This is a genomic window from Luteimicrobium subarcticum (assembly GCF_002798015.1).
In the GTDB taxonomy this organism is placed as follows: domain Bacteria; phylum Actinomycetota; class Actinomycetes; order Actinomycetales; family Cellulomonadaceae; genus Luteimicrobium; species Luteimicrobium subarcticum.
Genome location: NZ_PGTZ01000007.1, coordinates 712,016 through 734,547 on the forward strand (window position 1 = coordinate 712,016; position 22,532 = coordinate 734,547).

The 22,532-nt window shown below is 75.4% G+C and carries 24 protein-coding genes; 14 read left to right on the forward strand and 10 right to left on the reverse strand.

Annotated features, from left to right (window positions below; all coding sequences use genetic code 11):
- Positions 1–85 precede the first annotated feature (85 nt).
- On the reverse strand, positions 86–568 hold the full coding sequence (gene greA / locus CLV34_RS08225; protein WP_100349746.1) for a transcription elongation factor GreA: 483 nt from the start codon (positions 566–568) through the stop codon (positions 86–88).
- Positions 569–789: 221 nt separating this feature from the next.
- Entirely contained in the window at positions 790–1,188 is a 399-nt protein-coding gene (locus CLV34_RS08230; RefSeq protein WP_157803761.1) for a DUF4307 domain-containing protein, read from the reverse strand.
- A gap of 107 nt (positions 1,189–1,295) precedes the next feature.
- On the opposite strand from CLV34_RS08230, the gene mca reads away from it, so the two are divergent.
- The 3 genes from mca to CLV34_RS08245 are packed head-to-tail and all read left to right on the forward strand — an operon-like array spanning position 1,296 to position 3,323.
- Positions 1,296–2,156: a mycothiol conjugate amidase Mca gene (gene mca, locus CLV34_RS08235; protein WP_100349923.1), complete on the forward strand. Its 861-nt coding sequence runs from the start codon at positions 1,296–1,298 to the stop codon at positions 2,154–2,156.
- Positions 2,153–2,530 (forward strand): hypothetical protein, encoded by a 378-nt coding sequence (locus CLV34_RS08240; protein WP_100349748.1) that lies wholly within the window; start codon positions 2,153–2,155, stop codon positions 2,528–2,530. The genes mca and CLV34_RS08240 overlap by 4 nt, the downstream gene beginning before the upstream one ends.
- A 1-nt stretch (position 2,531) precedes the next feature.
- Positions 2,532–3,323, forward strand: coding sequence for a carbon-nitrogen hydrolase family protein (locus CLV34_RS08245; RefSeq protein WP_100349924.1), 792 nt, complete (start codon positions 2,532–2,534; stop codon positions 3,321–3,323).
- A 13-nt stretch (positions 3,324–3,336) separates the two neighbouring features.
- Here CLV34_RS08245 and trhA read toward each other — a convergent pair whose 3' ends face one another.
- Positions 3,337–4,065 carry a PAQR family membrane homeostasis protein TrhA gene (trhA, locus tag CLV34_RS08250; protein ID WP_100349749.1) on the reverse strand — a complete coding sequence of 243 codons (729 nt, stop codon included), beginning with the start codon at positions 4,063–4,065 and terminating at the stop codon, positions 3,337–3,339.
- 191 nt (positions 4,066–4,256) lie between these two features.
- Here trhA and CLV34_RS08255 point away from each other — a divergent pair, with 191 nt between their 5' ends.
- Positions 4,257–5,018 carry an isoprenyl transferase gene (locus CLV34_RS08255; RefSeq protein ID WP_100349750.1) on the forward strand — a complete coding sequence of 254 codons (762 nt, stop codon included), beginning with the start codon at positions 4,257–4,259 and terminating at the stop codon, positions 5,016–5,018.
- 10 nt (positions 5,019–5,028) lie between these two features.
- Entirely contained in the window at positions 5,029–5,511 is a 483-nt protein-coding gene (locus CLV34_RS08260; RefSeq protein ID WP_100349751.1) for a MarR family winged helix-turn-helix transcriptional regulator, read from the forward strand.
- On the opposite strand, the gene CLV34_RS08265 is transcribed toward CLV34_RS08260, so the two are convergent.
- Positions 5,456–6,040: a MarR family winged helix-turn-helix transcriptional regulator gene (locus CLV34_RS08265; protein ID WP_157803762.1), complete on the reverse strand. Its 585-nt coding sequence runs from the start codon at positions 6,038–6,040 to the stop codon at positions 5,456–5,458. The genes CLV34_RS08260 and CLV34_RS08265 overlap by 56 nt on opposite strands.
- An 87-nt stretch (positions 6,041–6,127) precedes the next feature.
- Between CLV34_RS08265 and idi the strand changes: the two genes are divergently transcribed.
- The 8 genes from idi to CLV34_RS08305 are packed head-to-tail and all read left to right on the forward strand — an operon-like array spanning position 6,128 to position 13,250.
- Positions 6,128–6,727: an isopentenyl-diphosphate Delta-isomerase gene (idi, locus tag CLV34_RS08270; protein WP_100349753.1), complete on the forward strand. Its 600-nt coding sequence runs from the start codon at positions 6,128–6,130 to the stop codon at positions 6,725–6,727.
- Positions 6,720–7,838 carry a polyprenyl synthetase family protein gene (locus CLV34_RS08275; RefSeq protein ID WP_100349754.1) on the forward strand — a complete coding sequence of 373 codons (1,119 nt, stop codon included), beginning with the start codon at positions 6,720–6,722 and terminating at the stop codon, positions 7,836–7,838. The genes idi and CLV34_RS08275 overlap by 8 nt, the downstream gene beginning before the upstream one ends.
- The gene (locus tag CLV34_RS08280) at positions 7,835–8,779 is read left to right on the forward strand and encodes a phytoene/squalene synthase family protein (protein ID WP_100349755.1); all 945 of its coding nucleotides are present in this window, start codon (positions 7,835–7,837) and stop codon (positions 8,777–8,779) included. Before CLV34_RS08275 ends, CLV34_RS08280 begins: the two co-directional genes overlap by 4 nt.
- The gene (gene crtI, locus CLV34_RS08285) at positions 8,776–10,389 is read left to right on the forward strand and encodes a phytoene desaturase family protein (RefSeq protein ID WP_100349925.1); all 1,614 of its coding nucleotides are present in this window, start codon (positions 8,776–8,778) and stop codon (positions 10,387–10,389) included. The genes CLV34_RS08280 and crtI overlap by 4 nt, the downstream gene beginning before the upstream one ends.
- Positions 10,386–10,763 carry a lycopene cyclase domain-containing protein gene (locus tag CLV34_RS08290; protein ID WP_100349756.1) on the forward strand — a complete coding sequence of 126 codons (378 nt, stop codon included), beginning with the start codon at positions 10,386–10,388 and terminating at the stop codon, positions 10,761–10,763. Before crtI ends, CLV34_RS08290 begins: the two co-directional genes overlap by 4 nt.
- Positions 10,760–11,074, forward strand: a complete 315-nt coding sequence (locus CLV34_RS08295) for a lycopene cyclase domain-containing protein (protein WP_100349757.1) — start codon at positions 10,760–10,762, stop codon at positions 11,072–11,074. The genes CLV34_RS08290 and CLV34_RS08295 overlap by 4 nt, the downstream gene beginning before the upstream one ends.
- On the forward strand, positions 11,071–12,009 hold the full coding sequence (locus tag CLV34_RS08300; RefSeq protein ID WP_100349758.1) for a prenyltransferase: 939 nt from the start codon (positions 11,071–11,073) through the stop codon (positions 12,007–12,009). The genes CLV34_RS08295 and CLV34_RS08300 overlap by 4 nt, the downstream gene beginning before the upstream one ends.
- A 29-nt stretch (positions 12,010–12,038) precedes the next feature.
- Entirely contained in the window at positions 12,039–13,250 is a 1,212-nt protein-coding gene (locus CLV34_RS08305; RefSeq protein WP_100349759.1) for a glycerate kinase, read from the forward strand.
- Between the two features lie 25 nt (positions 13,251–13,275).
- Here CLV34_RS08305 and CLV34_RS08310 read toward each other — a convergent pair whose 3' ends face one another.
- Complete coding sequence (locus tag CLV34_RS08310) at positions 13,276–13,782, reverse strand: FBP domain-containing protein (protein ID WP_100349760.1); 507 nt, start codon at positions 13,780–13,782, stop codon at positions 13,276–13,278.
- Positions 13,783–14,123: 341 nt separating this feature from the next.
- On the opposite strand from CLV34_RS08310, the gene CLV34_RS08315 reads away from it, so the two are divergent.
- Complete coding sequence (locus CLV34_RS08315) at positions 14,124–15,821, forward strand: Ig-like domain-containing protein (protein WP_100349761.1); 1,698 nt, start codon at positions 14,124–14,126, stop codon at positions 15,819–15,821.
- On the opposite strand, the gene CLV34_RS08320 is transcribed toward CLV34_RS08315, so the two are convergent.
- From CLV34_RS08320 to CLV34_RS08340, 5 genes are read right to left on the reverse strand one after another with little or no spacing between them, the layout of a single operon-like run.
- Positions 15,775–17,121 (reverse strand): MFS transporter, encoded by a 1,347-nt coding sequence (locus CLV34_RS08320; protein ID WP_100349762.1) that lies wholly within the window; start codon positions 17,119–17,121, stop codon positions 15,775–15,777. The two genes, CLV34_RS08315 and CLV34_RS08320, sit on opposite strands and share 47 nt — an antisense overlap.
- Positions 17,118–17,555, reverse strand: a complete 438-nt coding sequence (locus CLV34_RS08325; protein WP_100349763.1) for a RidA family protein — start codon at positions 17,553–17,555, stop codon at positions 17,118–17,120. Before CLV34_RS08325 ends, CLV34_RS08320 begins: the two co-directional genes overlap by 4 nt.
- A 49-nt stretch (positions 17,556–17,604) precedes the next feature.
- Entirely contained in the window at positions 17,605–19,017 is a 1,413-nt protein-coding gene (locus tag CLV34_RS08330) for an alanine racemase (protein WP_100349764.1), read from the reverse strand.
- Positions 19,014–20,582 (reverse strand): N-acyl-D-amino-acid deacylase family protein, encoded by a 1,569-nt coding sequence (locus tag CLV34_RS08335; protein WP_100349765.1) that lies wholly within the window; start codon positions 20,580–20,582, stop codon positions 19,014–19,016. Before CLV34_RS08335 ends, CLV34_RS08330 begins: the two co-directional genes overlap by 4 nt.
- The gene (locus CLV34_RS08340; RefSeq protein WP_245859100.1) at positions 20,579–22,348 is read right to left on the reverse strand and encodes a beta-N-acetylhexosaminidase; all 1,770 of its coding nucleotides are present in this window, start codon (positions 22,346–22,348) and stop codon (positions 20,579–20,581) included. The genes CLV34_RS08335 and CLV34_RS08340 overlap by 4 nt, the downstream gene beginning before the upstream one ends.
- Positions 22,349–22,532: the final 184 nt, after the last annotated feature.

The window sequence follows — 22,532 nt, forward strand, 5'->3', positions numbered from 1 at the left end:
TGCGCCGTCCGCGGGCCGGGACGGCACGGCCCCGGACGCACGACAGCCCGGCCCCTGCAGGGACCGGGCTGTCGGACGTGCTGCGTCAGCCGACGAAAGGCTTGGCGTCGAGGATCTTGACGGGGACCTCGTTCCCGTTCGGCGCGGTGTACGACGTGGAGTCGCCCACGGCGCGTCCGTTGACGGACGCGCCGATCGCGGAGCCGGGGGAGAAGACGTCGATGTCCGTGGTGCCCGCGATCTCGCGCGAGCCCAGGAGGAACACCATCTCGTCGCCGGCGACCTCGGCCGTGACGACCATGCCCGGCTCCACCTTGCCGTCGTCGGGCGGGGTGCCGATCTGCGCGGTGCGCAGCTTCTCGGTGAGCTCGCGGATGCGGGCCTCGTTCTTGGCCTGCTCCTCACGGGCGGCGTGGTACCCGCCGTTCTCCTTGAGGTCGCCCTCGTCGCGAGCCGCCGCGATGCGCTCCGCGATCTCGGTGCGCCCAGCCGTGGACAGCTGGTCGAGCTCGGCCTGCAGCCGGTCGTAGGCCTCCTGGGTCAGCCAGGTGACGGTCGTGTCGGTCACGGGAGTCGCTCCTTCCTTCGGTTCGGGCCGTGCGGGGACCAGGTCGGTCCCCGGGGCCGGATGTGCGTGACGCGTGCCGCCGGTGCCCTGCTCGTGACGGCTCGTAGTGCTCGGTGAGCGTCGACCCTCGCGGGCCGGTCGGCAGGTCAGGCTGCACGCGCTGAACCCACCACGATACCAACACCGCGGTCCGGCGCCCGTGAGGCGCGAGCAGGCGCGGCTCAGCTCGCCGTGCGGCAGGAGTCGACGACGCCGTTGACGGGCTTCTCCGTCGTGCGGACGGTCACCGTGTAGCGCGTGGTGTCCTGGTCGGACGCGGGCAGCGACGCGTCGAGCGTGCCGACCTGGGCGTGCAGCGCGTTGCTCGCGTCGATCGTGCACACCACCGCGGTGCCCTGCGCGACCGTCACGTCGAACGTCACGTCGACGGACTCGGCGGTGACGTTCGAGTAGCCGTAGTTCTGGAAGCTCACGGTCGGCTCGGAGTGGTGCAGGCCCAGCCAGGAGACGGCGCCCAGCGCCACGACCGCGCACGCGACGAGCGCCGCGAGCCGCCACCGTCGGCCCGTCGAGGTCCGCTCGGGTCCGTAGCGTCCGGGGGGTGCTGCCACGCTCGTCATGGCTCCCATTCTCCCCGACTATCCTCGTGTCAGGACCATCGCTGGTCGTGACGCCCGAACACCTGGAGCACCCCGTGACCGCCCAGCCTTCCGAGCCCCTGCGGCTCATGGCCGTGCACGCCCATCCCGACGACGAGTCGAGCAAGGGCGCCGGCACCACCGCCCGCTACGCCGCCGAGGGCGTCGACGTCCTCGTCGTGACGTGCACCGGCGGTGAGCGCGGCGACATCCTCAACCCGTCCTTCGGGCCGGGGCCGACGTCGATCGAGGGGACGCACGAGCTGCGTCGCAGCGAGATGCTCCGCGCGGCCGAGGCCCTCGGCGTGCGGCAGGAGTGGCTCGGCTTCGTCGACTCGGGCCTGCCCGAGGGCGACCCGCTGCCCCCGCTGCCCGACGGCTGCTTCGGGCTCGTGCCGGTCGAGACGGCGGCCCGGCCCCTCGTCGAGCTCGTGCGCGCGTTCCGCCCGCACGTGATGACGACGTACGACCCGTCGGGCGGCTACCCGCACCCGGACCACATCATGTGCCACAAGGTCGCGTACGAGGCGTTCTGCGCGGCGGGCGACCCGTCGCGCTACAGCGGCACGGGCGCGCCGTGGGAGGTCATGAAGCTCTACTACAACCACGACTTCTCGATGCGGAAGATGCGCACCATCCACGAGGCGATGGCCGACGCCGGACTCGAGTCGCCGTTCGGCGACTGGATCGAGTCGCGCGAGGCCAAGGAGATCCCCGAGCGCCGGGCCACGACCCGCGTCGACGTCTCCGCCTACTTCGCGCAGCGTGACGGCGCCCTCGTGGCGCACGCCAGCCAGATCGACCCGGCGGGCTTCTTCTTCGCCGTGCCGCGCGACCTCGAGGCCGAGGTCTGGCCGTGGGAGGAGTACGAGCTCGCGGAGTCGCGCGTCGAGACCTCGCTGCCCGAGACCGACCTGTTCGCGGGCGTGCGGACGGGGGAGCAGGCATGAGCGCGGGTGCGGTCGGGGTGCTGGGCGCGCTGGGCCGGTTCGGCGTTCCCGCGGTGGACCCGACCCCGGCGCCCACGCCGGTCCAGGAGATCAACCTCGACACCACGGGCGGCGGCGGCAGCCACAGCTTCGAGTTCTTCGTCGTGTCGTTCTTGCTGGCCCTCGCGTGCGTCGCGATCGCGATGCTGCTGGCCCGCCAGCTGCGCCGCATGAACCGCAACTACCAGGACAGGGTCGACGCGGGGGAGCTGCCGGACGAGCGGCGCCCCACGTTCCAGGGCACCGGCGAGGCGTCGTCGCGCCGCGGCGCGCCCGGTGCGCCCGGTGCGCCGGGGGCGTCGGGACCGTCCGACGACGCCGGCGGGGACCGCTGACGTGCGTCTGACCGTCGCGCAGCTCGGTGCGGGCACGGACCGCTCCGCGAACCTCGAGGCGTCGCGCGACGCCGTGTCGCGTGCCGGGCGCGTCGGGGCTGACCTGGTCGTCCTGCCCGAGTACGCGTCGGCGTTCGACCCCCACGGCGTGGGCGCCGCGCACGCCGAGCCGCTGTCCGGGCCGTACGTCACCGGGCTGCGCGACGTGGCGCGTCGCCGCGGCGTCGGGGTCGTGGCGGGCACCCTCACGCCGGGCACCGCCGGCCGGGCGGTCAACACGGTCGTCGCGATCGACTCCACGGGCGAGCTGGTGGGCGCCTACGACAAGGTCCACCTGTACGACGCGTTCGGGCACCGCGAGTCGGACCGGCTCGACGCCGGTCCCGCGGACGCGGCGCCGCTCGTGTGGGACGTCGCCGGCCTGCGGGTCGGTGTCATGACCTGCTACGACCTGCGGTTCCCGGAGTCGGCGCGACGGCTCGTCGACGCGGGCGCCGAGGTGCTCGTGGTGCCGGCGGCGTGGGCGGCCGGTCCGCTCAAGCTCGACCACTGGCGCACCCTGGCGCGCGCCCGGGCGATCGAGAACACGGTCGTCGTGGCGGCCGTCGGGCAGTGCGGCCACGGGGTGACGGGACACTCGCTGCTCGTCGGCCCGGACGGCGTCGTCGCGCTCGAGTGCGGGGACGAGCCGGAGCTGCGGACGGTGGACCTCGACCCGGCCGAGCTGGCGGAGGTCCGCGTCTCCAACCCGTCGCTCGCGAACCGGCGGTACGCGGTGGTCCCCCGAGGCTGAAGCGCCTGGGCGCTCAGGCGCGCACGGCGACGATCATGATCGCGACGGCGTGGCAGGTGAACCCGACGACGGTCAGCGTGTGGAACACCTCGTGGAACCCGAACCAGCGCGGGCTGGGGTCGGGCCGCTTCGTGCCGTAGACGACCGCGCCCAGCGTGTACGCGAGGCCGCCGGCGACGACCAGCCACGTCACGGCCGGCCCGCCGTCGTGCCAGAACTGCGGCAGGAACCCGACGGCCACCCAGCCGAGCGCGACGTAGACGGGCACGTAGACCCATCGGGGTGCGCCGAGCCAGACGATGCGGGCGAGCAGGCCGAGCGCTGCGCCGCCCCACACGACCCAGAGCAGCCACACGGTGGTGTGGTGCGGGAGCAGCATCACCGCGAGGGGCGTGTAGGTGCCCGCGATGATGAGGAAGATGTTGGAGTGGTCGGCCCGCCGCAGCACGGCGGCGGTGCGCGGCGACCACGTGCCGCGGTGGTAGACCGCGGAGGTGCCGAACAGGAGGCACGCGGACAGGCCGAAGACGGCGACGGACCACCGGTCGGCGCCCGCGGGGGCGAGGCACACGGAGACGATCGACAGCGCGAGGACGAACGGGATGGCGCCGGCGTGGATCCAGCCGCGCAGGTGCGGCTTGACCGCCTGCGCGACGGCGCCGGCGGCGTCCTCGACGGTCTCGGCGGCGTCGCGCGCGGCGCGGACGGGTCCGCGGCGGGCGGGCTCGGCGTGCTGGGTCACGGGTCCTCCGGTGTGCTGGGCGCGGCGGCGGCCGGGGTGCTCCCGGTCCCACCTACGCCAGCGTAGGTTACGCAACCGTAGGTTGTCGACGGGCCCCGGGGTCGGCCGCTGTGGATCTCGTGAGAGCTCGCGCACACGGTGAGCAGGTAGCGTGTGCACCGTCCTTCCCACCCCTGACCGAGGAGCTCGGCGTGCGCCTTCCCCACGTGCTCTACGGCGTCTACGAGCGCCGTCTCGCGGGGTCGCTGCCGACGACCGACCTGCCGCGCCACGTGGGTGTCATCCTCGACGGGAACCGTCGCTGGGCGCGGTCGTTCGGAGAGACCGCCGCGACCGGGCACCGGCGCGGAGCCGACAAGATCGGCGAGTTCCTCGGGTGGAGCGAGGAGCTCGGCATCGAGGTCGTCACCCTGTGGATGCTCTCGACCGACAACCTCAAGCGGTCCGCCGACGAGCTCGGCGACCTCCTCGACATCATCGGGGACGCGGTCCGCGACATCGCGGACTCCGGCCGCTGGCGGCTGCGCGTCGTCGGCCGTCTCGACCTGCTGCCCGACCGGATCGCCACCGAGCTGCGCGAAGCCCAGGAACGTACCGCGCGCGTCGACGGCCTCCAGGTCAACGTCGCCGTGGGCTACGGCGGACGCCACGAGATCGCGGACGCCGTGCGCGGGTTCCTGCTCGCCCGGTCCGCCGAGGGCGCGACGCTCGACGACGTCGCGCGCGACCTCGACGTCGAGGACATCGCCGCGCACCTGTACACGAAGGGGCAGCCGGACCCGGAGCTCCTCATCCGCACGTCGGGCGAGCAGCGGCTGAGCGGCTTCCTGCTCTGGCAGAGCGCGAACTCGGAGTTCTACTTCTGCGAGGCCTACTGGCCGGACTTCCGGCGGGTCGACTACCTGCGCGCGCTGCGCGCCTACTCGACGCGCGAGCGACGGCTCGGACGCTAGGGTCACACCCGTGAGCCGTGGCGAGGACAGGGACGACGAGGCACCGACCGCGGTGGCGGCCTGGGAGTCGCTGTTCCGGGCGCAGGTCGCCGTGCTGCGCCGGCTGGGGCGCGACCCGATCTGGGGCGAGGTGTCGTTCCGCGAGTACGACGTGCTCTACACGCTGCGGATCCGCCCGGGGTGCTGTGCGCGCCTGCGCGAGCTCGCGGCGTCCAGCCTGCTCACCCAGCCGTCGTTGAGCCGGATGGTCGAGCGGCTCGAGGAGCGCTCGCTCGTGGAGCGCCGACCGGTGCCGGACGACGCCCGTGGCACGCTCGTCGTCCTCACGGACGCCGGGATGCGCCTGGTGACCACCGTCGGGCGCCGCCACGCCGAGGCGATCGACGCCTATGTCGGCGAGGCGCTCGAGCCGTCGGAGCGCGCGGCGCTGCGCACGCTCACCGAGAAGCTGCGTGCGGCGCAGGGCCAGATCCCGGACCTGGCCCGGGGCTGACCCCCGGCCCGCCGAGCGCGGTCGCGAGCGCCCCGAGGAACCGGACGACGGCGTCGCGGTCGGCGGGGGAGAGCTCGTCGGCCGCCGCGCGCATCCGTCCGTGCATCGCACCGAGCGTCTCGCGGACCTCGCGGTGCGCGTCCGGCGTGAGGACGAGCCGCAGCGCACGCCGGTCGGTCGGGTGCGGTTCGCGGCGCAGGCGCCCCTCGGCCTCGAGCCGGTCGATCAGCTTGGTCGTCGACGCCGTCGAGATGCCGAGCTCGCGGCTGAGGTCGCGCGGGGAGAGCCGGCGCTGCGCGAGCTCGGCGGCCGCCATGACGCGCAGGGCGCGCAGGTCGGTCTCGTTCATGTCCATCGCGTGCCGGAGGCGTCGGCGCATCGCCTCGTCGGCCCGCAGGAAGCCGCGGACGGCGGTGAGCACGGGTGTCGCGTCGGCGGTCTCGTACCAGTAGCCCGCGGCCCTGGGGCCGTCCCCGCGCGTCGCACGGGGGGCCGGCCCGTCGGGGGCCCTAGGGTGCGTGGGGTCCATGGGTCGATCATAATCAGGCATGCATCTAGCCTGGCTAGCGAATCGCGGACGCGCAGCCACGACGGCTCGACAACCAAGGAGGGTGCGTTGACGATCCCAGCAGCGGACGAGGTCGTGCTCGTGGACCGGGAGGGCGTGCCCGTCGGCACCGCGCCACGGACCGACGTCCACCGGCGCGACACGCCGCGCCACCTCGCCTTCTCGTGCCACGTGCTCACCCCGGACGGCCACGTCGTCGTGACGCGGCGGGCGCTGGCCAAGCGCACCTGGCCCGGTGCCTGGACCAACGCCTTCTGCGGACACCCGCGTCCGGGTGAGCACCTCGAGGACGCCGTGCGCCGCCGCGCGTCCGACGAGCTCGGCGTCGAGATCACCGACCTGCGGCTCGTCCTGCCCACGTTCTCCTACGAGGCCGTCGACGACTCCGGGGTCCGCGAGAACGAGCTCTGCCCGGTGTACGTCGCCACGCTCGCCACCCCCGTCGACCAGATCGCACCGGACCCGGACGAGGTCGCCGCGTGGCGGCTCGTCCGGCCCGAGGCCCTCGTCGCGGCGGCCGCCGCCGCACCGTGGACGCTCAGCCCGTGGAGCGCCTGGCAGCTCGCCGAGCGCGACCTGCGCCTCGCGCTCGGGGTGCCCGTCACGCCCGGTCCCGTCACCGGCAAGGAGGCGTGCGGCCATGTGTGAGACCACGGAGACCGCCCGGACGAGCAGGCCCGGGACCGTCACCGTCGACGACGAGCTGCGCCGCGTCGAGGCCGACGTCGCACGCCACCTCGGTGCCGCCCGCGAGCGCGCGGTCGCCGCGGGCGGCGCGGCCGCCGTCGCCCTGTGGGACGCGGTCGCCGACGCGGCGCGCGGCGGCAAGCGCCTGCGACCCCGGCTGGTGCTCGACGTGCACGCCGCGCTGCGCGGGTCCGAGGACGACGCCGCCCGCCAGGTCGCGACGGCCTTCGAGATGCTGCACACCGCGTTCTGCATCCACGACGACGTCATCGACGCGGACCAGCTGCGCCACGGGCGTCCCACCGTGGCGCGGCGTTACGCGGAGGCTGCGAGGACCGCGGGCGCCGGACCGCAGACCGTGCGCGCGACCGGGACCGGTGCCGGCGTGCTGGCCGGCGACCTCCTGCTCACCCTCGCGCTGCGGCTCGTCGCGACGGCCCCCCTGCGTGCGGACGGGCCGCCGCCCGGCGACACCGTGCGCACCGCCCTGCTCGACCTCGTGGACGACGTGGTCCAGCGGACCGCCGCGGGCGAGCTGGACGACGTGCTGGCGCCTGCGGGACCGTCCACCGTGACGCTCGAGGACGTCGTGCTCACGGCGGCGCACAAGACCGCCGAGTACACGTTCGTCGGCCCCGTGATCGCCGCCGCGCTGCTCGCGCGCGCCGACGCGGAGCTCGTCGACGTGCTGCGCCGCGCCGCGCGCGCCCTCGGCATCGCGTACCAGCTCTCCGACGACCTGCTCGGCACGTTCGGCGACGAACGCGAGACCGGCAAGAGCGCGCGCGGCGACCTCGCGGAGGGCAAGGTCACGGCGCTCGTCGTCCTCGCGCGCGACACCCTCGCGTGGCCCGTCCTCGCGGCGCACCTGGGCGACCGGTCGGTCACCGACGAGCAGGCCGACGCGGTCCGGGTCGCGCTCGAGGCCCACGGCGTGCGCCGCGACGCCGAGGAGCTCGTCGGCCTGTACACGGCGACCGCGACCGGGCTCCTCGACGAGCCCGTCGTGCCGGCCGCCGTCCGCGACACGCTGCACCGGCACGTCCGTGCCCTCGCGGGGAGGACCCGATGAGCGGGAGCGTCCTCGAACGGCACGAGCTCGCGTCGCTGCGGGCGTCCCGGCAGGTCATCCGCACGTACTCGACGTCGTTCTCGCTCGCCGCGCGGCTGCTGCGCGGGCAGGTCCGCGACGACGTCGTGTCCGTGTACGGACTGGTGCGGCTCGCCGACGAGGTCGTCGACGGCGCGGCCGAGGAGGCGGGGATCGGTCCGCGCCGCCGGCGCGACGTCCTCGACGACCTCGAGCACCAGGCGCTCGACGCGATGGTCACCGGCTACTCGACCAACCCGATCGTCCAGGCGTTCGCCGACACCGCGCGGCGCACCGGGATCGAGCCCGAGCTCGTGCGGCCGTTCTTCGCGTCGATGCGGGCCGACCTGACCGTGCGGTGGCACACCCCGGAGTCGTTCTCGGAGTACGTGTACGGGTCGGCCGAGGTCGTCGGGCTCATGTGCCTGCGCTGCTTCCTCGTCGGGCACGACGTCCCGGCGGCGGAGCTGCGGCGACTCGAGGGCGGCGCCCGGGCCCTCGGGTCCGCGTTCCAGAAGGTCAACTTCCTGCGCGACCTCGGTGACGACACGCAGCTCGGCCGGCGCTACTTCCCGGGCGTCGACCCGGCGCACCTCGACGTCGCCACCCGGGACGTGCTCGTCGCGGACGTGCGGGCCGACCTGGCGCGCGCGCTCGACGTCGTCCCCGCGCTGCCCGGGTCGTCGCGCGCCGCCGTCCTCGCGACGCACGACCTCTTCGCGGAGCTCGCGCGGCGGCTCGCCGTGACCGACCCCGTGGACATCGTCTCGGGACGCGTGCGGGTCCCCGACCCGGTCAAGGCGGCGCTCGTCGCCCGGTCGGTCGTGCGGGCGTCCTGGGCCGGTCGGGCGACGTGGGCCGGCCGTGCGACCGCGCCTGGTCGGCCCGCCGGGCGCCTGCCCGGCAGCGGGGCCGCCGCATGAGCCGGGTCGTCGTCGTGGGGGCCGGCATCGCGGGTCTCGCGTCCGCCGCCCTCCTGGCGCGCGACGGCCACCAGGTCACGGTCCTCGAGCGCAACGACCACGTCGGCGGACGTGTCGCGACCTGGCACGAGGACGGGTTCACGTTCGACCTCGGTCCGTCCTGGTACCTCATGCCCGAGGTGTTCGAGCGGTTCTTCGCGCGGCTCGGCACGAGCGTCGACGCCGAGCTCGACCTCGTGCCGCTGCCGACCGCGTACCGGGTGTTCCTCGAGGACGGCGCCCGGCTCGAGATCACCGACGAGGTCGAGGCGACGCGCGCGCTGTTCGAGGCGCGCGACCCGGGGGCCGGCGCCGCACTCGACGCCTACCTCGCGTCCGCGTCCGACACCTACCGGCTCGCGCTCGACCGGTTCCTCTACACCGACTTCGCCGGCGCGGCGGCGTGGCGTGACCTGGCGCGCGGCCTCGGTCCGCGCGCGCTCGGGCGGCTCGTCCGCCTCGCCACGACGTCCTTGTGGGACCGCACCGCGCACGCCACCCGCGACCACGGGCTGCGGCAGGTGCTCGCGTACCCGGCCGTCTTCCTCGGCGCGTCCCCGTACGAGGCGCCCGCGCTCTACCACCTCATGAGCCACCTCGACCTCGTCGAGGGGGTGCGCTACCCGATGGGCGGCTTCTCGACGATCACCGACGCGGTCGCGCGCCTCGCCGTCGCCGCGGGCGCCGAGATCCGGACCGGGTGCGAGGTCGAGCAGGTGCTCGTCGACGACGTCGGCCGCGCGCGCCGCAGCCGACGGCCCGTGCGCCGGTCACGGGGCGCGGTCCGCGGGGTCCGCTGCCGGGACGTCAGGTCTCCCGCTGCGGGCGCTGAGGAGGTCCCGGCGGACGTCGTCGTCGCCGCCGGCGACCTGCACCACACCGAGACGCGGCTCCTGGAGCCGCAGTGGCAGACCTACCCCGAGCCCTGGTGGGCCGGCCGCGACCCCGGCCCGGGTGCCGTGCTGCTGTGCCTCGGCGTGCGCGGCGAGGTCGACGCGCTCGCGCACCACAACCTGTTCTTCACGCAGGACTGGCAGGCCAACTTCGACGCCGTGTTCGGGCCCGGGCACCGCATGCCGGACCCCGCGTCCGTGTACGTGTGCCGGCCCAGCGCGACCGACCCGGGCGTCGCGCCCGACGGGCACGAGAACCTCTTCGTCCTCGTGCCCGTGCCGCCCGACGTCACCCTGACGCCCGACGACCCGCGCGTGCGCGCCCTCGCCGACCGCGTCGTCCGGCAGATCGACCGCTGGGCCGGGGTGCCGTTCCTCGCCGAACGGGTCGTCGTCCGGCACGTGCTCACGCCGTCGTCGTTCGCCGAGACGCTGCACTCGTGGTCGGGCGGCGCGCTCGGCCCGGCGCACACCCTGCGCCAGTCCGCGATGCTGCGCGCGCGGGGGGCGTCGGCGCGCGTCGACGGCCTCGTGTACGCGGGCGGGTCCACGATCCCGGGTGTCGGTCTGCCCATGTGCCTCATCAGCGCGGAGCTCGCCGCCGCGCGCGTCGGGCGGATCGTCGGCGCTGTCACGGAGGACTCCGTCCGGTCCGGGACCGAGCGGGGCGCGGTATGAGGTTCGCGTACCTCGCCGCGCTGCTCGTCTCGCTCGCCGGCGTCGCGGTCGTCGACGCACGGTGGCGGCTCGTCCTGTGGCGCGACGCGCGCCGGGGAGCCGTCGCGCTCGGCGTCGGCCTCGCCGCGTTCCTGCTGTGGGACGGCGTCTGCATCGCCGCCGGGGTCTTCGTGCGCGGCGACGGACGCTGGTCGACGGGAGTCGAGGTGGCACCGCACCTGCCCCTCGAGGAGCCGGTGTTCCTGCTGTTCCTGTGCTACCTCGCGCTCGTGCTCTGGACCGCGGCCCGGCGGGTCGAGCGAGCCGTGCGTGCGCGCGCGGCCGAGCCCGCCCGGGACGCCGCGCCGGCCCGCGACGCGGGGGGAGCCCGATGACGTACCTGCCGCTCGCCCTCGCCGGGATCGGTGTCGCCGCCGTGGTGTTCGCCGTCGCCGTGCCGCGCTGGCGCTCCCGCGGCGTCCTGCGCGACGTCACGGTCGCCGTGACCGTCACCGCGCTCGCGCTCATGGTCCTCACCGTCGTCTTCGACTCGCTGATGATCGGCGCCGGCCTGTTCCGGTACCGTGACGGCTCGCTCGTCGGCGTCACCCTGTGGCGCGCACCCGTCGAGGACCTCTCGTACCCGCTCGCCGCGGCGCTCCTGCTGCCCGCCGTGTGGGAGCTCGCCCGCCGGGAGGACGCATGACGACCGCGGCCACGCCCTCGTCCACCCGGACGCGCACCGTCGCGACGGCCCTGACGCTGCTGCGCGCGTCACGGCCGCTCAGCTGGATCGACACCGCGTTCCCGTTCGCCGCCGCGGTGCTCCTCGCCGCGCACCACCACGGGATCTCCCTCGCGCCGTTCGTCGTCGTCGGCACCCTTTTCTTCCTCGTCCCGTACAACCTGCTCATGTACGGGGTCAACGACGTGTTCGACCACGAGTCCGACCTGCGCAACCCCCGCAAGGGCGGCGTCGAGGGTGCGCTCGTGGACCGATCCGCCCTGCGCACCCTGCTGTGGTGGTCCGTCGGGCTGCCCGTGCCGTTCGTCGTCGCGATGCTCGTGCTCGTCGCGCGCGAGAACCCGGCCCGCGCCGGGTGGACTGCGCTGGCTCTCGTCGTCGTCCTGTTCGCCGTCGTGGCCTACTCCGCGCCCGGCCTGCGGTTCAAGGAACGGCCCTTCCTCGACTCGGCGACCTCGAGCAGCCACTTCGTCGGCCCGTGCGTCGTCGGGCTCGTCGCCGGGGGAGCGGCCGCCGACCGCACCACCGTCGCCGTCGTCGTCGCGTTCTTCTGCTGGGGCGTCGCCGCGCAGGCGTTCGGCGCCGTCCAGGACGTCGTGCCCGACCGCGAGGCCGGCATCGCGTCCGTCGCCACCGTGCTCGGCGCCCGCCGCACCGTGCGGTTCGCGCTCGCGCTGTGGGCGCTCGCCGGCGTCGTCGTCCTGGCCGCCGGGCTGCCGGCGGCCTTCGCGGCCGTCCTCGTCGTGCCGTACCTGGTGCTCGCGTGGCCCTACCGGTCCGTGACGGACGACGCGTCAGCGGCCGCCAACCGTGGCTGGCGCACCTTCCTGTGGGTCAACTACGCGTGCGGGTTCGTCGTGTTCTGGCTGTGCGTGGCGGGCTGGTCGGCGGGCTGACCCGCACGGTCTCACCTACTGTCGCAGGAGTGAGCACCAGGTCAGGGGGAGCGGCCGCGCCGTCGCACGTCGTGGTGTGTCCCGACGCCTTCAAGGGGTCGTTGACCGCCGCCGAGGCCGCTGCCGCGATCGGCCAGGGCGTCACCGCCGCCCGACCGGACGCGCGCGTCGACCGCGTGCCGCTCGCCGACGGCGGCGAAGGGACCCTCGACGTCCTGGCCGCGGCGTGGGGCGTCGACCCGTCCCGAGCCCGCACGACCGACGCGCTGGGCCGGCCGACCGACGCGGCGTTCGGCGTCACCGCCGACCGCAGGCTCGGCGTCGTCGAGCTCGCCCAGGCCTCCGGGCTGCCCGGCGTCGCGGACGTCCCCCGGCAGCCGCTCCTCGCGACCACGCGCGGCACCGGCACCCTGCTGCGCGGCCTGCTCGACGAGGGGGTCGACGAGGTCCTCGTGTGTCTCGGGGGGTCGGCGACGACCGACGGCGGCTCCGGGGTCCTGCGGGCGCTCGGCGCCCGGCTGCTCGACGCGAGCGGGCGAGAGGTCGGCGACGGGGGCGGCGCGCTCTCCGACGTGGCCGCGCTCGACCTCGACGGGCTCGACCCGCGCGCCCGCCAGGTGCGGTGGCGGCTGGCCGTCGACGTGACCAACCCGCTCGTCGGGCCGCGCGGCGCAGCCGCCGTGTTCGCGCCGCAGAAGGGCGCACGCCCCAGCGACGTCGCGTTCCTCGACGCCGCGCTCGGGCGCTGGGCGGGCGTGCTCGCCGCCACGACCGGCACCGACGTCCGGGACGTGCCCGGCGCCGGCGCGGCGGGCGGGGTCGCGGGCGCCCTGCACGCCGTCCTCGGTGCCGAGCTCGCCCCCGGGGCGCGCCTCGTCGCCGAGGCCGCCGGTCTGCCCCGGCTGCTCGACGGCGCCGACCTCGTCCTCACCGGCGAAGGGTCGTTCGACTCGCAGTCGCTCGGCGGGAAGGTCGTGGGGACGGTCGCCGAGCTCGCCGCGGCCGCGCGACCCGACGGCGCGCGACCCGACGGCGTGCGACCCGACGGCGGGCGGCCGGCGCCGCCCGTCGTCGTCCTCGCCGGTCAGGTGCTGCTCCCCGCGGCACGCACCGCGGAGGCCGGGATCCGCGCCGCGTTCTCGATCGCCACGGGCCCGTCGACGTTCGACGAGCTCGCCGTGCACGCCCCCTCGCGCCTCACCGAGCTCGCCGAGCACGTCGCCCGGCTGACGCTGCGCTGACGTCGGGGGTCGTGGCCGAGGCGGGTCAGACCTCCCGCGCGACCTCTGCGACGAACCGGGCGGACCGCTCCCGCAGCCCCTCGATCCGCAGGGCGGTCATGACGGCCCGCTCTTCGTCGGACGCGTTGCCCGCCTCGGTCGCGGTGAGCCGTCGTCGGACGTTGCGCGAGCAGCGGAAGTCCTCGCAGATCAGCGTGCCGACGGTGTCGCCGCGGCGTCCGGCGGCGCCCGCGCGCCGGGCCACGAACAGGCCCACGTCGGACGTCTCGACGACGTCCTCGCACCACGCGCACACCGCGCTGCGGCGCACGCGGCCCGCGGGGTCGGTGGCGCGCAGCAGGATGCCGACGGGCTCGTCATCGACAGGGACGACCGCGTACGACATCAGGGGTGCCTTGCGGTCCTGCCAGCCGAGGTAGTCGAGGCGGTCCCAGTCGAGCGCGTCGAGGTCGGGGAGGACGGCCTGCGAGGCCTCGCGCTTCGAGGTGTTGACGAAGGACGTGCGGATCTGGCGTTCGGTCAGGGGGATCATCGGTTCTCCGGGTGGGGGAGCGGGTGCGGACGGCGTGCTGCCGCGCCGCTGCGCACCCCGGCGCCTGAGGTCAGGCCGCGCGGGGAGCGGTGCGGTCGCGGGTCGCGGGGTCGCCCGAGCAGGCCGGTACGGCCACCCCGCCCCCTGCGGCGACGCCGGCGACGTCGATGACGTCCTGCATCCGCTCGCTCCTCGTCCTCGTCCCGCTCCTGAGAGCCGGATGCCCGGGGCACCCGTCCTTCGAGGGTACCCCGCCGTTCACGGAGGGGTTTCTTGTGGGACCCCGCTCCGGTCGGTACCTTTCGTCACTGTTGCCGGAGAACGAACCCCAGGAGCAGTACGTGCCCTTTCGAGCGAGCGCCCACGACGTCCGACGCATCGCGGTCACCGTCCCGACCGTCGTCGCGCTCCTGCTCGGCGCGTGGGCGGTGCCCGCCCGTGCGGACGACGCCGACGTCGTCGACCCGACGATCGCGCCGCCTCAGAACCTGTCGGTCAGCATGCAGGACTGCGTCGACGGCACCGACCTGCTGCTTCCGTCGGTGGGCCAGATCGGCGCGACCGTGACCGGTCCGCCCCGTGACGACGCCGCGGGCACCGGGCCGGCGAACGTCGCGGCGACCTTCGAGCTGGCCCTGGCCGCGACTCCCGACGAGGTCCTCTGGCGCTACACGACGGGCGCTCAGGCGTCCGGCAGCTGGTTCGGGCACTCCATCGCCGTGATGACGGAGAGCGGGCACCGGTACGTGTGGCGGGTCCGCGTCGTGACGGACGAGGGGACCACCGGGCCGTGGGCGAGCTGCACGTTCGTGACGGACTTCGAGCGTCCCGACCCGCCGACCATCGAGCCCGTGCGGGACCAGCCGACCCTCTACCCGGCGGTCTACGAGGACGGGGTCGAGAGCCCGGGCGTGGGCCGGTCCGCGGCCTTCCGCATCACGTCGTCCCCCGACACGGCGAGCTTCGCCGTCGAAGGCTGCGGGCTGTCCGAGACCGTCGCCGCCGTGGACGGTGCCGCCGTGGTGCCGTTCGTCGCCGGGCGGTCCGAGCACTGCAGGCTCATGGCGCACGCGACCGACCGGGCGGGGCAGAGGAGCCTGGTGAGTCCCGAGTACGACGTGCGCGTCGGGCTCCTCACGACGACCCTCACGGCGACCGTCCCGGCGCGCGTGACCCGCGGAGTGCCGGTGGTCCTCCGGGCGACCCTCGGTGGCCCCTACGGACGGCCGTCGTCCGGGGACGCGACGGTCACCCTCTCGCGGCTCGACGGCAGCCCCGGAGGAGCGGCGGAGTACGTGCACATCGCCGCGGACGGAACGGTGTCACTGCCCCTCTACTCGTCGTCGAACGCGGTCGCGCCGGACGCCGGCACGTACCGTGTGACGATCACGGGACCGATCTCGTCGTCCACGTACGCCGGGTCGTCCTGGACGAGCACCCTCACCGTCGACCGGGCGAGGCCGACGATCTTCTTCGGTGCGACCGAGGCCGGGCGGTGGGACTACGACGAGATCCCTGCGAGCGATCACACGGTCAGCGGCCGCGTCGAGGAGTGGCAGCGGCTCGCGACGGGTTCCGTGACCCTGTGGGAGGGCTCGAAGAAGATCGCGTCCTGGACGGTCTCCCGCGACCGGGGTCATACGACCGCCGACCACACCTTCCCGGTCCACGCGCTCGCACGGGGCACGCACGTCCTGACCCTGCGCTACGCCGGGGACGCCGACACGCTGCCGGGTAGCGCGACGACGACGGTGCAGGTCTTCCCGCTGCCGATGACCGCCCCGGTGCCGAAGGTCGCGGGCAGGGCGCGCGTGGGTGCGACGCTCATCGCGTACCGCGGGACGTGGACCCCGTCACCCAGCGCCGTCCGGTACCAGCGGCGCATCAACGGCGTCCCGGTCCACGGCGCGAACGGGAGCCGCTTCGTGGTGCCCGCGTCGGCGCTCGGCCGCCGCGTCTCCGTGAGCGTCACCGGCTCCCGCTCGCGCTACCTCACGCGGACGACGACGAGCCTGCAGACCGCCCCGGTGACGCGCTGAGCGCCCGCGGGCGGCGGGGGATCCAGCGCCACAGGGCCGCGGCGGCGCCGTAGCCCAGCGCGCCCGACACGACGACGGCGGGCGCGAGCCCGGCGAGCGCGGTGATCCCGGACAGGAGCAACGGCCCCGCGCCGGCCCCGCCGTCGGCGATCTCGCGCCACAGGGCGAGGAACGTCGGGCGCCCCACCGTGGGGGACGCGTCCGCACCGAGCGTCATGACGATCCCCGCGCCGATGCCGTTGCCGAACCCCAGCAGCATGGACACGGCGGTGAACGGGACCACGGCGTGGGTCAGCGGCATGAGGACCATCGCCGTCGCCATGAGCAGCATCGACGGGACGGCGACCCACTGGCGTCCGCGGCGGTCCATGACCTTGCCGGCAGGGTAGAAGACGGCGACGTCGATCGCGCCCGCGATGCCGTAGACGATCGACGCGGCGGTCGGGTCGAGGCCGATGTGGTGCGCCCACAGCGGGATGACGACCTGCCGGCTCGCTCGGACGGCCGACAGCAGGAAGACGCCCGACCCGAGCGTCACGAACACCTGCCAGTGTGTGCGCAGCATGCCCATCGTGGTCACGGTGGATGCCGTCGGAGGGAGGGCGGACGGCGCTCCTGCTGCCGCCGAGCCCGCGTCCCGTGCGGCGGCCGGCGGCGGGGGCGCGACACGCTCCTCGAGCTCCGGGACGCCGAGCGCGAGCGCGCCCGCGGCGACCGCTGCGACGAGCGCGACCCAGAACCCGCCGGGCGTGCCCAGGACGCTCACGGCGGCGGCGCCCAGGAACGGGCCGACGAACGCCCCGACGCGCATGCTGCCGCCGAGCGTCGACATGGCGCGTGCCCGCAGGTGCACGGGGACGGCCGCGGTGAGGAACGACTGCCGCGCGAGGTTGAACACCGAGCTGGCGGCGCCGACGAGCAGCACGCCGAGGGAGAACACGGCGAGCGACGCGCCGCCGTGCCCGGCGTCGACGAGGCAGAGGACGATGCCGACCGCCGACAGGGCGGCGGCCCACACCATGGCCCAGCGCTCGCCGACGCGCGTCGTGAGGATCCCCGCGGGGATGTTCGACAGGATCGACCCGATGCCGAGCAGCGACGCCACGAACCCGGCGAGGGCGAGCGTCGCACCGCGCTCCTGCGCGGCGAACGGGATGACGGGCAGCATCGCGCCCTCGGCGAGCCCGAACAGGATCGACGGCCCGAACGCGGCGACAGCGATCGAGCGGAGGCTGAAGTCCGTCCCGAAGCCGGTGTCTGCGTCGGCGCCGCCCGCGGACCGGCCCCGGCGCGCGGTCACGCGGGCAGCGGCGCGTCCGTCACGGCGAGCGCGTCGATCTCGACCAGCATCTCCTCGCGCGGCAGCCCCACGAACACGGTGGTGCGGCTCGGCAGGACGCCGCCGGGGCAGTGCTCTGCCACGAACGCGCCGTACGCCTCGTTCATCAGCGGGAAGTCCTCACGCTTCGTGAGGTAGACGCGCAGCATCACGACGTCGTCGAACGTCGCGCCCGACGCCTCGACGATCGCGCGCACGTTCTCGAGCGTGCGGGTCGTCTGCGCCCGCACGTCGCCCGGGTAGAGGTACTCGGCGGTGGCGGGGTCCTGCGGGCCCTGCCCGGACACCTGGACGAACGGTCCCTTGCGCACGCCCTGGTGGAACGTGTGCGCGGGCGCGGGGGCGCCGTCGGTGCGCAGCGGGACCTTGGGGGTGACGGGTCGTGCGTCGGACATCGGGGGAGTCTCCTCGAGGGTGAGCGGTGGTCGGTGCGTCCGGTGGGGGTCAGAAGTCGAGCTGGACGAGCGAGACGGGGCGCTCGCCGTCCATGACGACGGCGACGCGCCACTTGTCCATGAGCGTGCAGGGGTGCGAGATGCCGAACCCGACGACGTCGCCGGGGCGCAGGGTGCGGATGCCCAGGCCCTGCTCGTCGCGTGCGTGGTGGCTCAGGTGCAGGAACAGGTGCTGGTCGTTGAGCGCGGTGACCTCGGCGCCGCCGAGGTCGAGGGCGGGCCCGTGGTTGCCGTCGGGCCCGGTGGCACGGACCCACAGGGGCACGGGCAGGTCGATGTCGAACGGCACGTCGCGTCGTCCGATGCCGACGAGCGCGAGGCCCGGCTCGGGCACGGACAGGACGGTCCCGACGACCGTCGCCGCGGGGTGCAGCGGCTCGGCGCCCGGGATGCGCGACAGGGGGTCCATGCGGCCGTAGAAGCCGTGGTCGTGGACGACGTACGCGCCCGACCGGACGACGACGTGCGGCACGCAGCCCGCGACGGGCGACTCGTCCGGGAACGCGCCGGGCAGCACGTCGAGCACGACGTCGAGGTACGCCGACCCTCCGGCCGAGATGACGAGCCGGTCGCGGCGCACGAGCTCCTCGGTGACGAGCCGCTCGGCCGTCGCGCGCAGCTGCTCGCAGTACGCGCGCACCTGCGCGAGGGACTCCTCGTCGGTGCCGTGCGCGACCGCGCCCTCGTACCCGGCGACGCCGAGCAGCGTCAGCGGGCTGAGGTCGACGGCGCGCGCCAGGTCGAGCACGCGCGCCGGGCTGCGCACCCCCGTGCGCCCGCCTTCGACACCGAGCTCCACGAGGACGCCGCAGCGGGCCGCGACGTCGGGGGAGACCCCCGCGAACGCGCGGGACAGCACCGTGACGCCCTCGACCGAGTCGACGTACACCCACAGCTCGGCGTCGGGGTCGCGCTCCAGGTCGTCGCGCACCCACACGGCGTCCCACGGGTCCGTGAGCTCGTTGGCGAGGAAGACGCGCCGCACCCCCCAGTCGCGCACCACGCGCAGCTGGGCCGGGCTCGCGACCGTCGCGCCCCACGCCCCGCCCGCGAGCTGTCGGGCGAAGATCTGCGCCGACATGTGCGTCTTGACGTGCGGGGCGATCTCGACCGACCCCGGCTTGCCGACCGCCTCGGCCGCCCGGTCCAGCACCGCCGCCATCGTGGCGACGTTGTGGTCGAGCGCCGTCGTCTCGAGCGTCAGCAGCGGGTACCCGAAGGGGCCGTCGTCCAGGCTGGCCGTGCCCGCGAGCAGGCCGTCTCCCGCCGTCTCGCCGCGCAGGCGCAGGCCCTTGGTGCGCGGGCCGACGACCACCGGCGGGATGGGCCGGTCGAGCCGCTCGGTCCGGCGGGCGGGCGCCTCCGCGGGCGCTGCCCCGGGCGTCGTCGTCGGGTCCGTCATCCCAGCTCCTTCGTTCGGTCGGTGGCGGGCACGGGGGCGACGAGCTCGCCGTCCCGCAGCACCGCCCGTCCCCGCACCAGCACGTCGTCGATGCCGTCGGCGAGGGTGCGCGGCGCCTCGTACGTCGCCCGGTCGCGCACCCGCGACGGGTCGACGAGCACCAGGTCGGCGCGTGCCCCCACGGACACGGTCCCACGTCCGGCGAGCGAGAACCGCCTCGCGGCCCGCGCCGACAGGTGGTCGACCGCGTCCGCCCACGTCCAGTCACCCGCCGCGACGACGTGCTCGGCGGCGAACCGGGCGAACGCGCCCCAGCCCCGCGGGTGGGGTCGGCCGCCCGCGTAGATCGCGTCCGACCCGGCGAGGTGCGCGCGGTGGTTCGCGAGCGTGCGCACCGACTCGGGGGAGTTCGTCGGCGGCTGCGCGAACACGCACCCCGCCTGCAGCCGGGTCGCGACGAGCAGCTCGACGGCCGTGTCCTGTGGTGCCAGCCCGAGCCGCGCCGCGACGTCGACGAGCGCCATGCCCTCCGTCCAGCGCAGGTCTCCCGGCACGTTCGCCATCGTGACGCGGCCCCACAGGTCCGCCAGCGACGGGAAGTGCTCGGTGCGCAGGCGCTCGCGGACGGCGGCGTCGCGCAGCAGCGCGACCGTGCGGTCGGGGTCGGCGATCGGCAGCCAGGTCGGCAGCGCGACCATCGACAGGATCGAGCTGCCGCGCAGGTACGGGTACGAGTCGAACGTCACGTCGACGCCCTCGGCGGCGGCGCCGTCGACCAGCCCGGTCAGGACGTCCGCCGGGCCGTGGAAGTGCGACACGTGCGTCGCGACGCCGGACGCCCGCGCGATCCGCACGAGCTCGCCGAACGCGCGCGGCGCCCTCTCCTCGTACCCGCGCATGTGGCTGACGTGCGGCACGTGTCGGGACGCGCACACGCGGGCGAGCGCCACGAGCTCGTCCTCGGTCGCGTAGGCCGCGGGCACGTACTCGAGGCCCGTCGACAGGCCGACCGCGCCGTCGTCGAGCGCCGTCTCGAGCAGCGCGACCATGCGGGCGGTCTCGTCGGGCGACGCGGGACGGTCCGCGGTGCCGAGGACGGCGTGGCGCAGCGTCCCGTGGGGCACCAGCGTCTCGACGGTGACCGGGAGCCCCGCCCACGTGGCCCGCAGCGCCGCGACGGAGCCGCCGCGGAACGTGGGGTGCTCGCCGTTGATCGCCCGGAAGTACTCGGTCGAGTACGCGAACGCGTCGTCGTGCGGCGTCGGGGCGAACCCGATGCCGTCCTGCCCGACGACGATCGTCGTGACGCCCTGGCGCAGCATCGCGCGCTGCACGTCCGGGTCGAACACCGCCGCCTCACCGTGCACGTGGGCGTCGACGAACCCGGGCAGCAGGAGTCGGCCGTCCCCCTCGAGCACGTCGTCGGCCCCGCCGGGCGCGGCGAGCGTGCCCGCCTGCTCGACCGCCGCGATCCGTCCGCCGCTCACGAGGACGTCGAGCAGCGCGCCGCCGTCCGGCTCGAGCGGCGTCGGGACGCGGACGCCGCGGACCAGGTGGCCGCTCATCCGGCCGCCGGGCTGTTCTCGTGGTCCTCGACCCAGCCGCCGACGCCGGCGAGCCCGCCCGCGGCGAGCTCGGCCGCCAGGTCGCGGGGCCAGCCGACGACGCCGGGCAGCGTCTGCCACGCGTGCGGGCCGTCGAGCGGCCGGTACTCGACGCCGTACGCGTCGAGGCGGGGCAGGTGGTGCCGGGCGAGCCGGTCGACGAACGCGGCGGTCTGCTCGGGGGTGGCCGTGGCCTCGGGGCGCCACACGGCCTCCGCGAACGCGGCGAGCCGCGGGAACGTCGCGTAGTCGACGCGGCGCGCGGAGTCGAGCTGCTCCGACCAGACCTCCGCCTGGGCACCGAGCAGACGTCCGGGAGCCGCGGCCGCTCCTGGCGTCCCCTCCGAGAGTCCCGCCGGCAGCGGGTCGAACGCGTGCACGTCCGCGACGGTGCGGAGGAACCCGACAGGGGCGGGCTCGTCGGGGCCGTCCCCGGCGCGGTGGTCCAGGTAGACGACCTGCTCGGGCGCCATGACGACGTCGTGCCCCGCTGCCATCGCCTGCGCGCCGACCGCCCAGCCGCGCCAGGACGTCACGACGGTCTCGCGCGGCAGCACGGAGCGGCCGTCCGGGCCGAGCCGGAACGCCTCGTCCCACACGACGGGTCGCCGGCCTGCGGCGATCACGTGCTCGCACAGCCGGGCGAGGAACCACGGGTGCAGGTCGGCGACGTCGTCGAGCCCGAGCTCCGCGGCGCGGGCCACGATCGTCGGCGACTGCTTCCAGAGCGTGGTGGGCACCTCGTCGCCGCCGAGCGCGACGAACGGGCTGTCGAAAACGTCCATGACCTCGTCGAGCACGTCGCGGAAGAACGCGAGCGACGCGTCGGACGGGTCGAGCACCTCGGTCGACACGCCCCACGTCGTGCGCACGGCGTGCGGCTGCTTGCGCGTGCCGAGCTCCGGGTAGGCGGCGACGGCCGCCTCGACGTGCCCGGGAGCGTCGACCTCGGGGACGACGGTGACGCCGCGGGCCCGCGCGTACGCGACGACCTCGCGCAGGTCGTCCTGCGTGTAGAAGCCGCCGTGGGGACGGCCGTCGAGGACGCCCGCGCGCCACGTGCCGACGCCCGACTCGGCGCGCCACGCGCCGACCTCGGTGAGCCGCGGGTACCGGTGGGACTCGAAGCGCCAGCCCTGGTCGTCCGTGAGGTGCAGCTGCACGACGTCGAGCCGGTGCGCCGCCGCGAGGTCGACGAACCGGAGCACGTCGTGCTTCGGCAGGAAGTGGCGTGCCACGTCGAGCAGGACGCCGCGCCACCCGAGCCGCGGACGGTCCTCGACCGTCACGTGGGGGAGCGCGAGCGGCTCCGCGCCGACGGGCGCGGCGCGGAACGCCGCGGGGCCGGCGAGCTGGCGCAGCACCTGTGCCGCCGAGTGCGCCCCGGCGAGGCCGCCGGCGCGAGCGACGACGCCCGTGTCGTCGACGCGCAGCGCGTAGGCGTCGTCGGCGAGGTCCGGGTCGAGGGCGAACCGCACGCCAGGGTCGTCGTCGTCGGCGGAGGAGCCCACGGCGACCTCGACGTCCCACGCGGCGCGCGTGACGCCCGCCCACCAGCGCGCGGCGGGTGCGAGGGCAGCCGGGGTGGCGACGCGGAACGCGGCTCCGGGACGGTACGTGCCGTCGGTCTGCCGGGCCCGGGCGGGCGCGGGGACCAGCCCGAGCGCGTCGCCCGGTGCGCCGTCCGGCACCTCGCGCGAGAGCTGGGGCGGGGGTGGTGTGGGCACGCCTCGAGCCTAACGGGGTCGACCGGACGGGGTCGGTGGCGCCCGCGGTCCGGGACGCACCCGCGACGGGCCGGGGCCGGCCGGACCACAGCAAGCGGGACGTCAGGGAGCGACGCGCGCTTGCAGCCTCACGAGGCGTGTCGCGGGCGATGGACGACGATCCGGCGCCCACGATGCTGCAAGC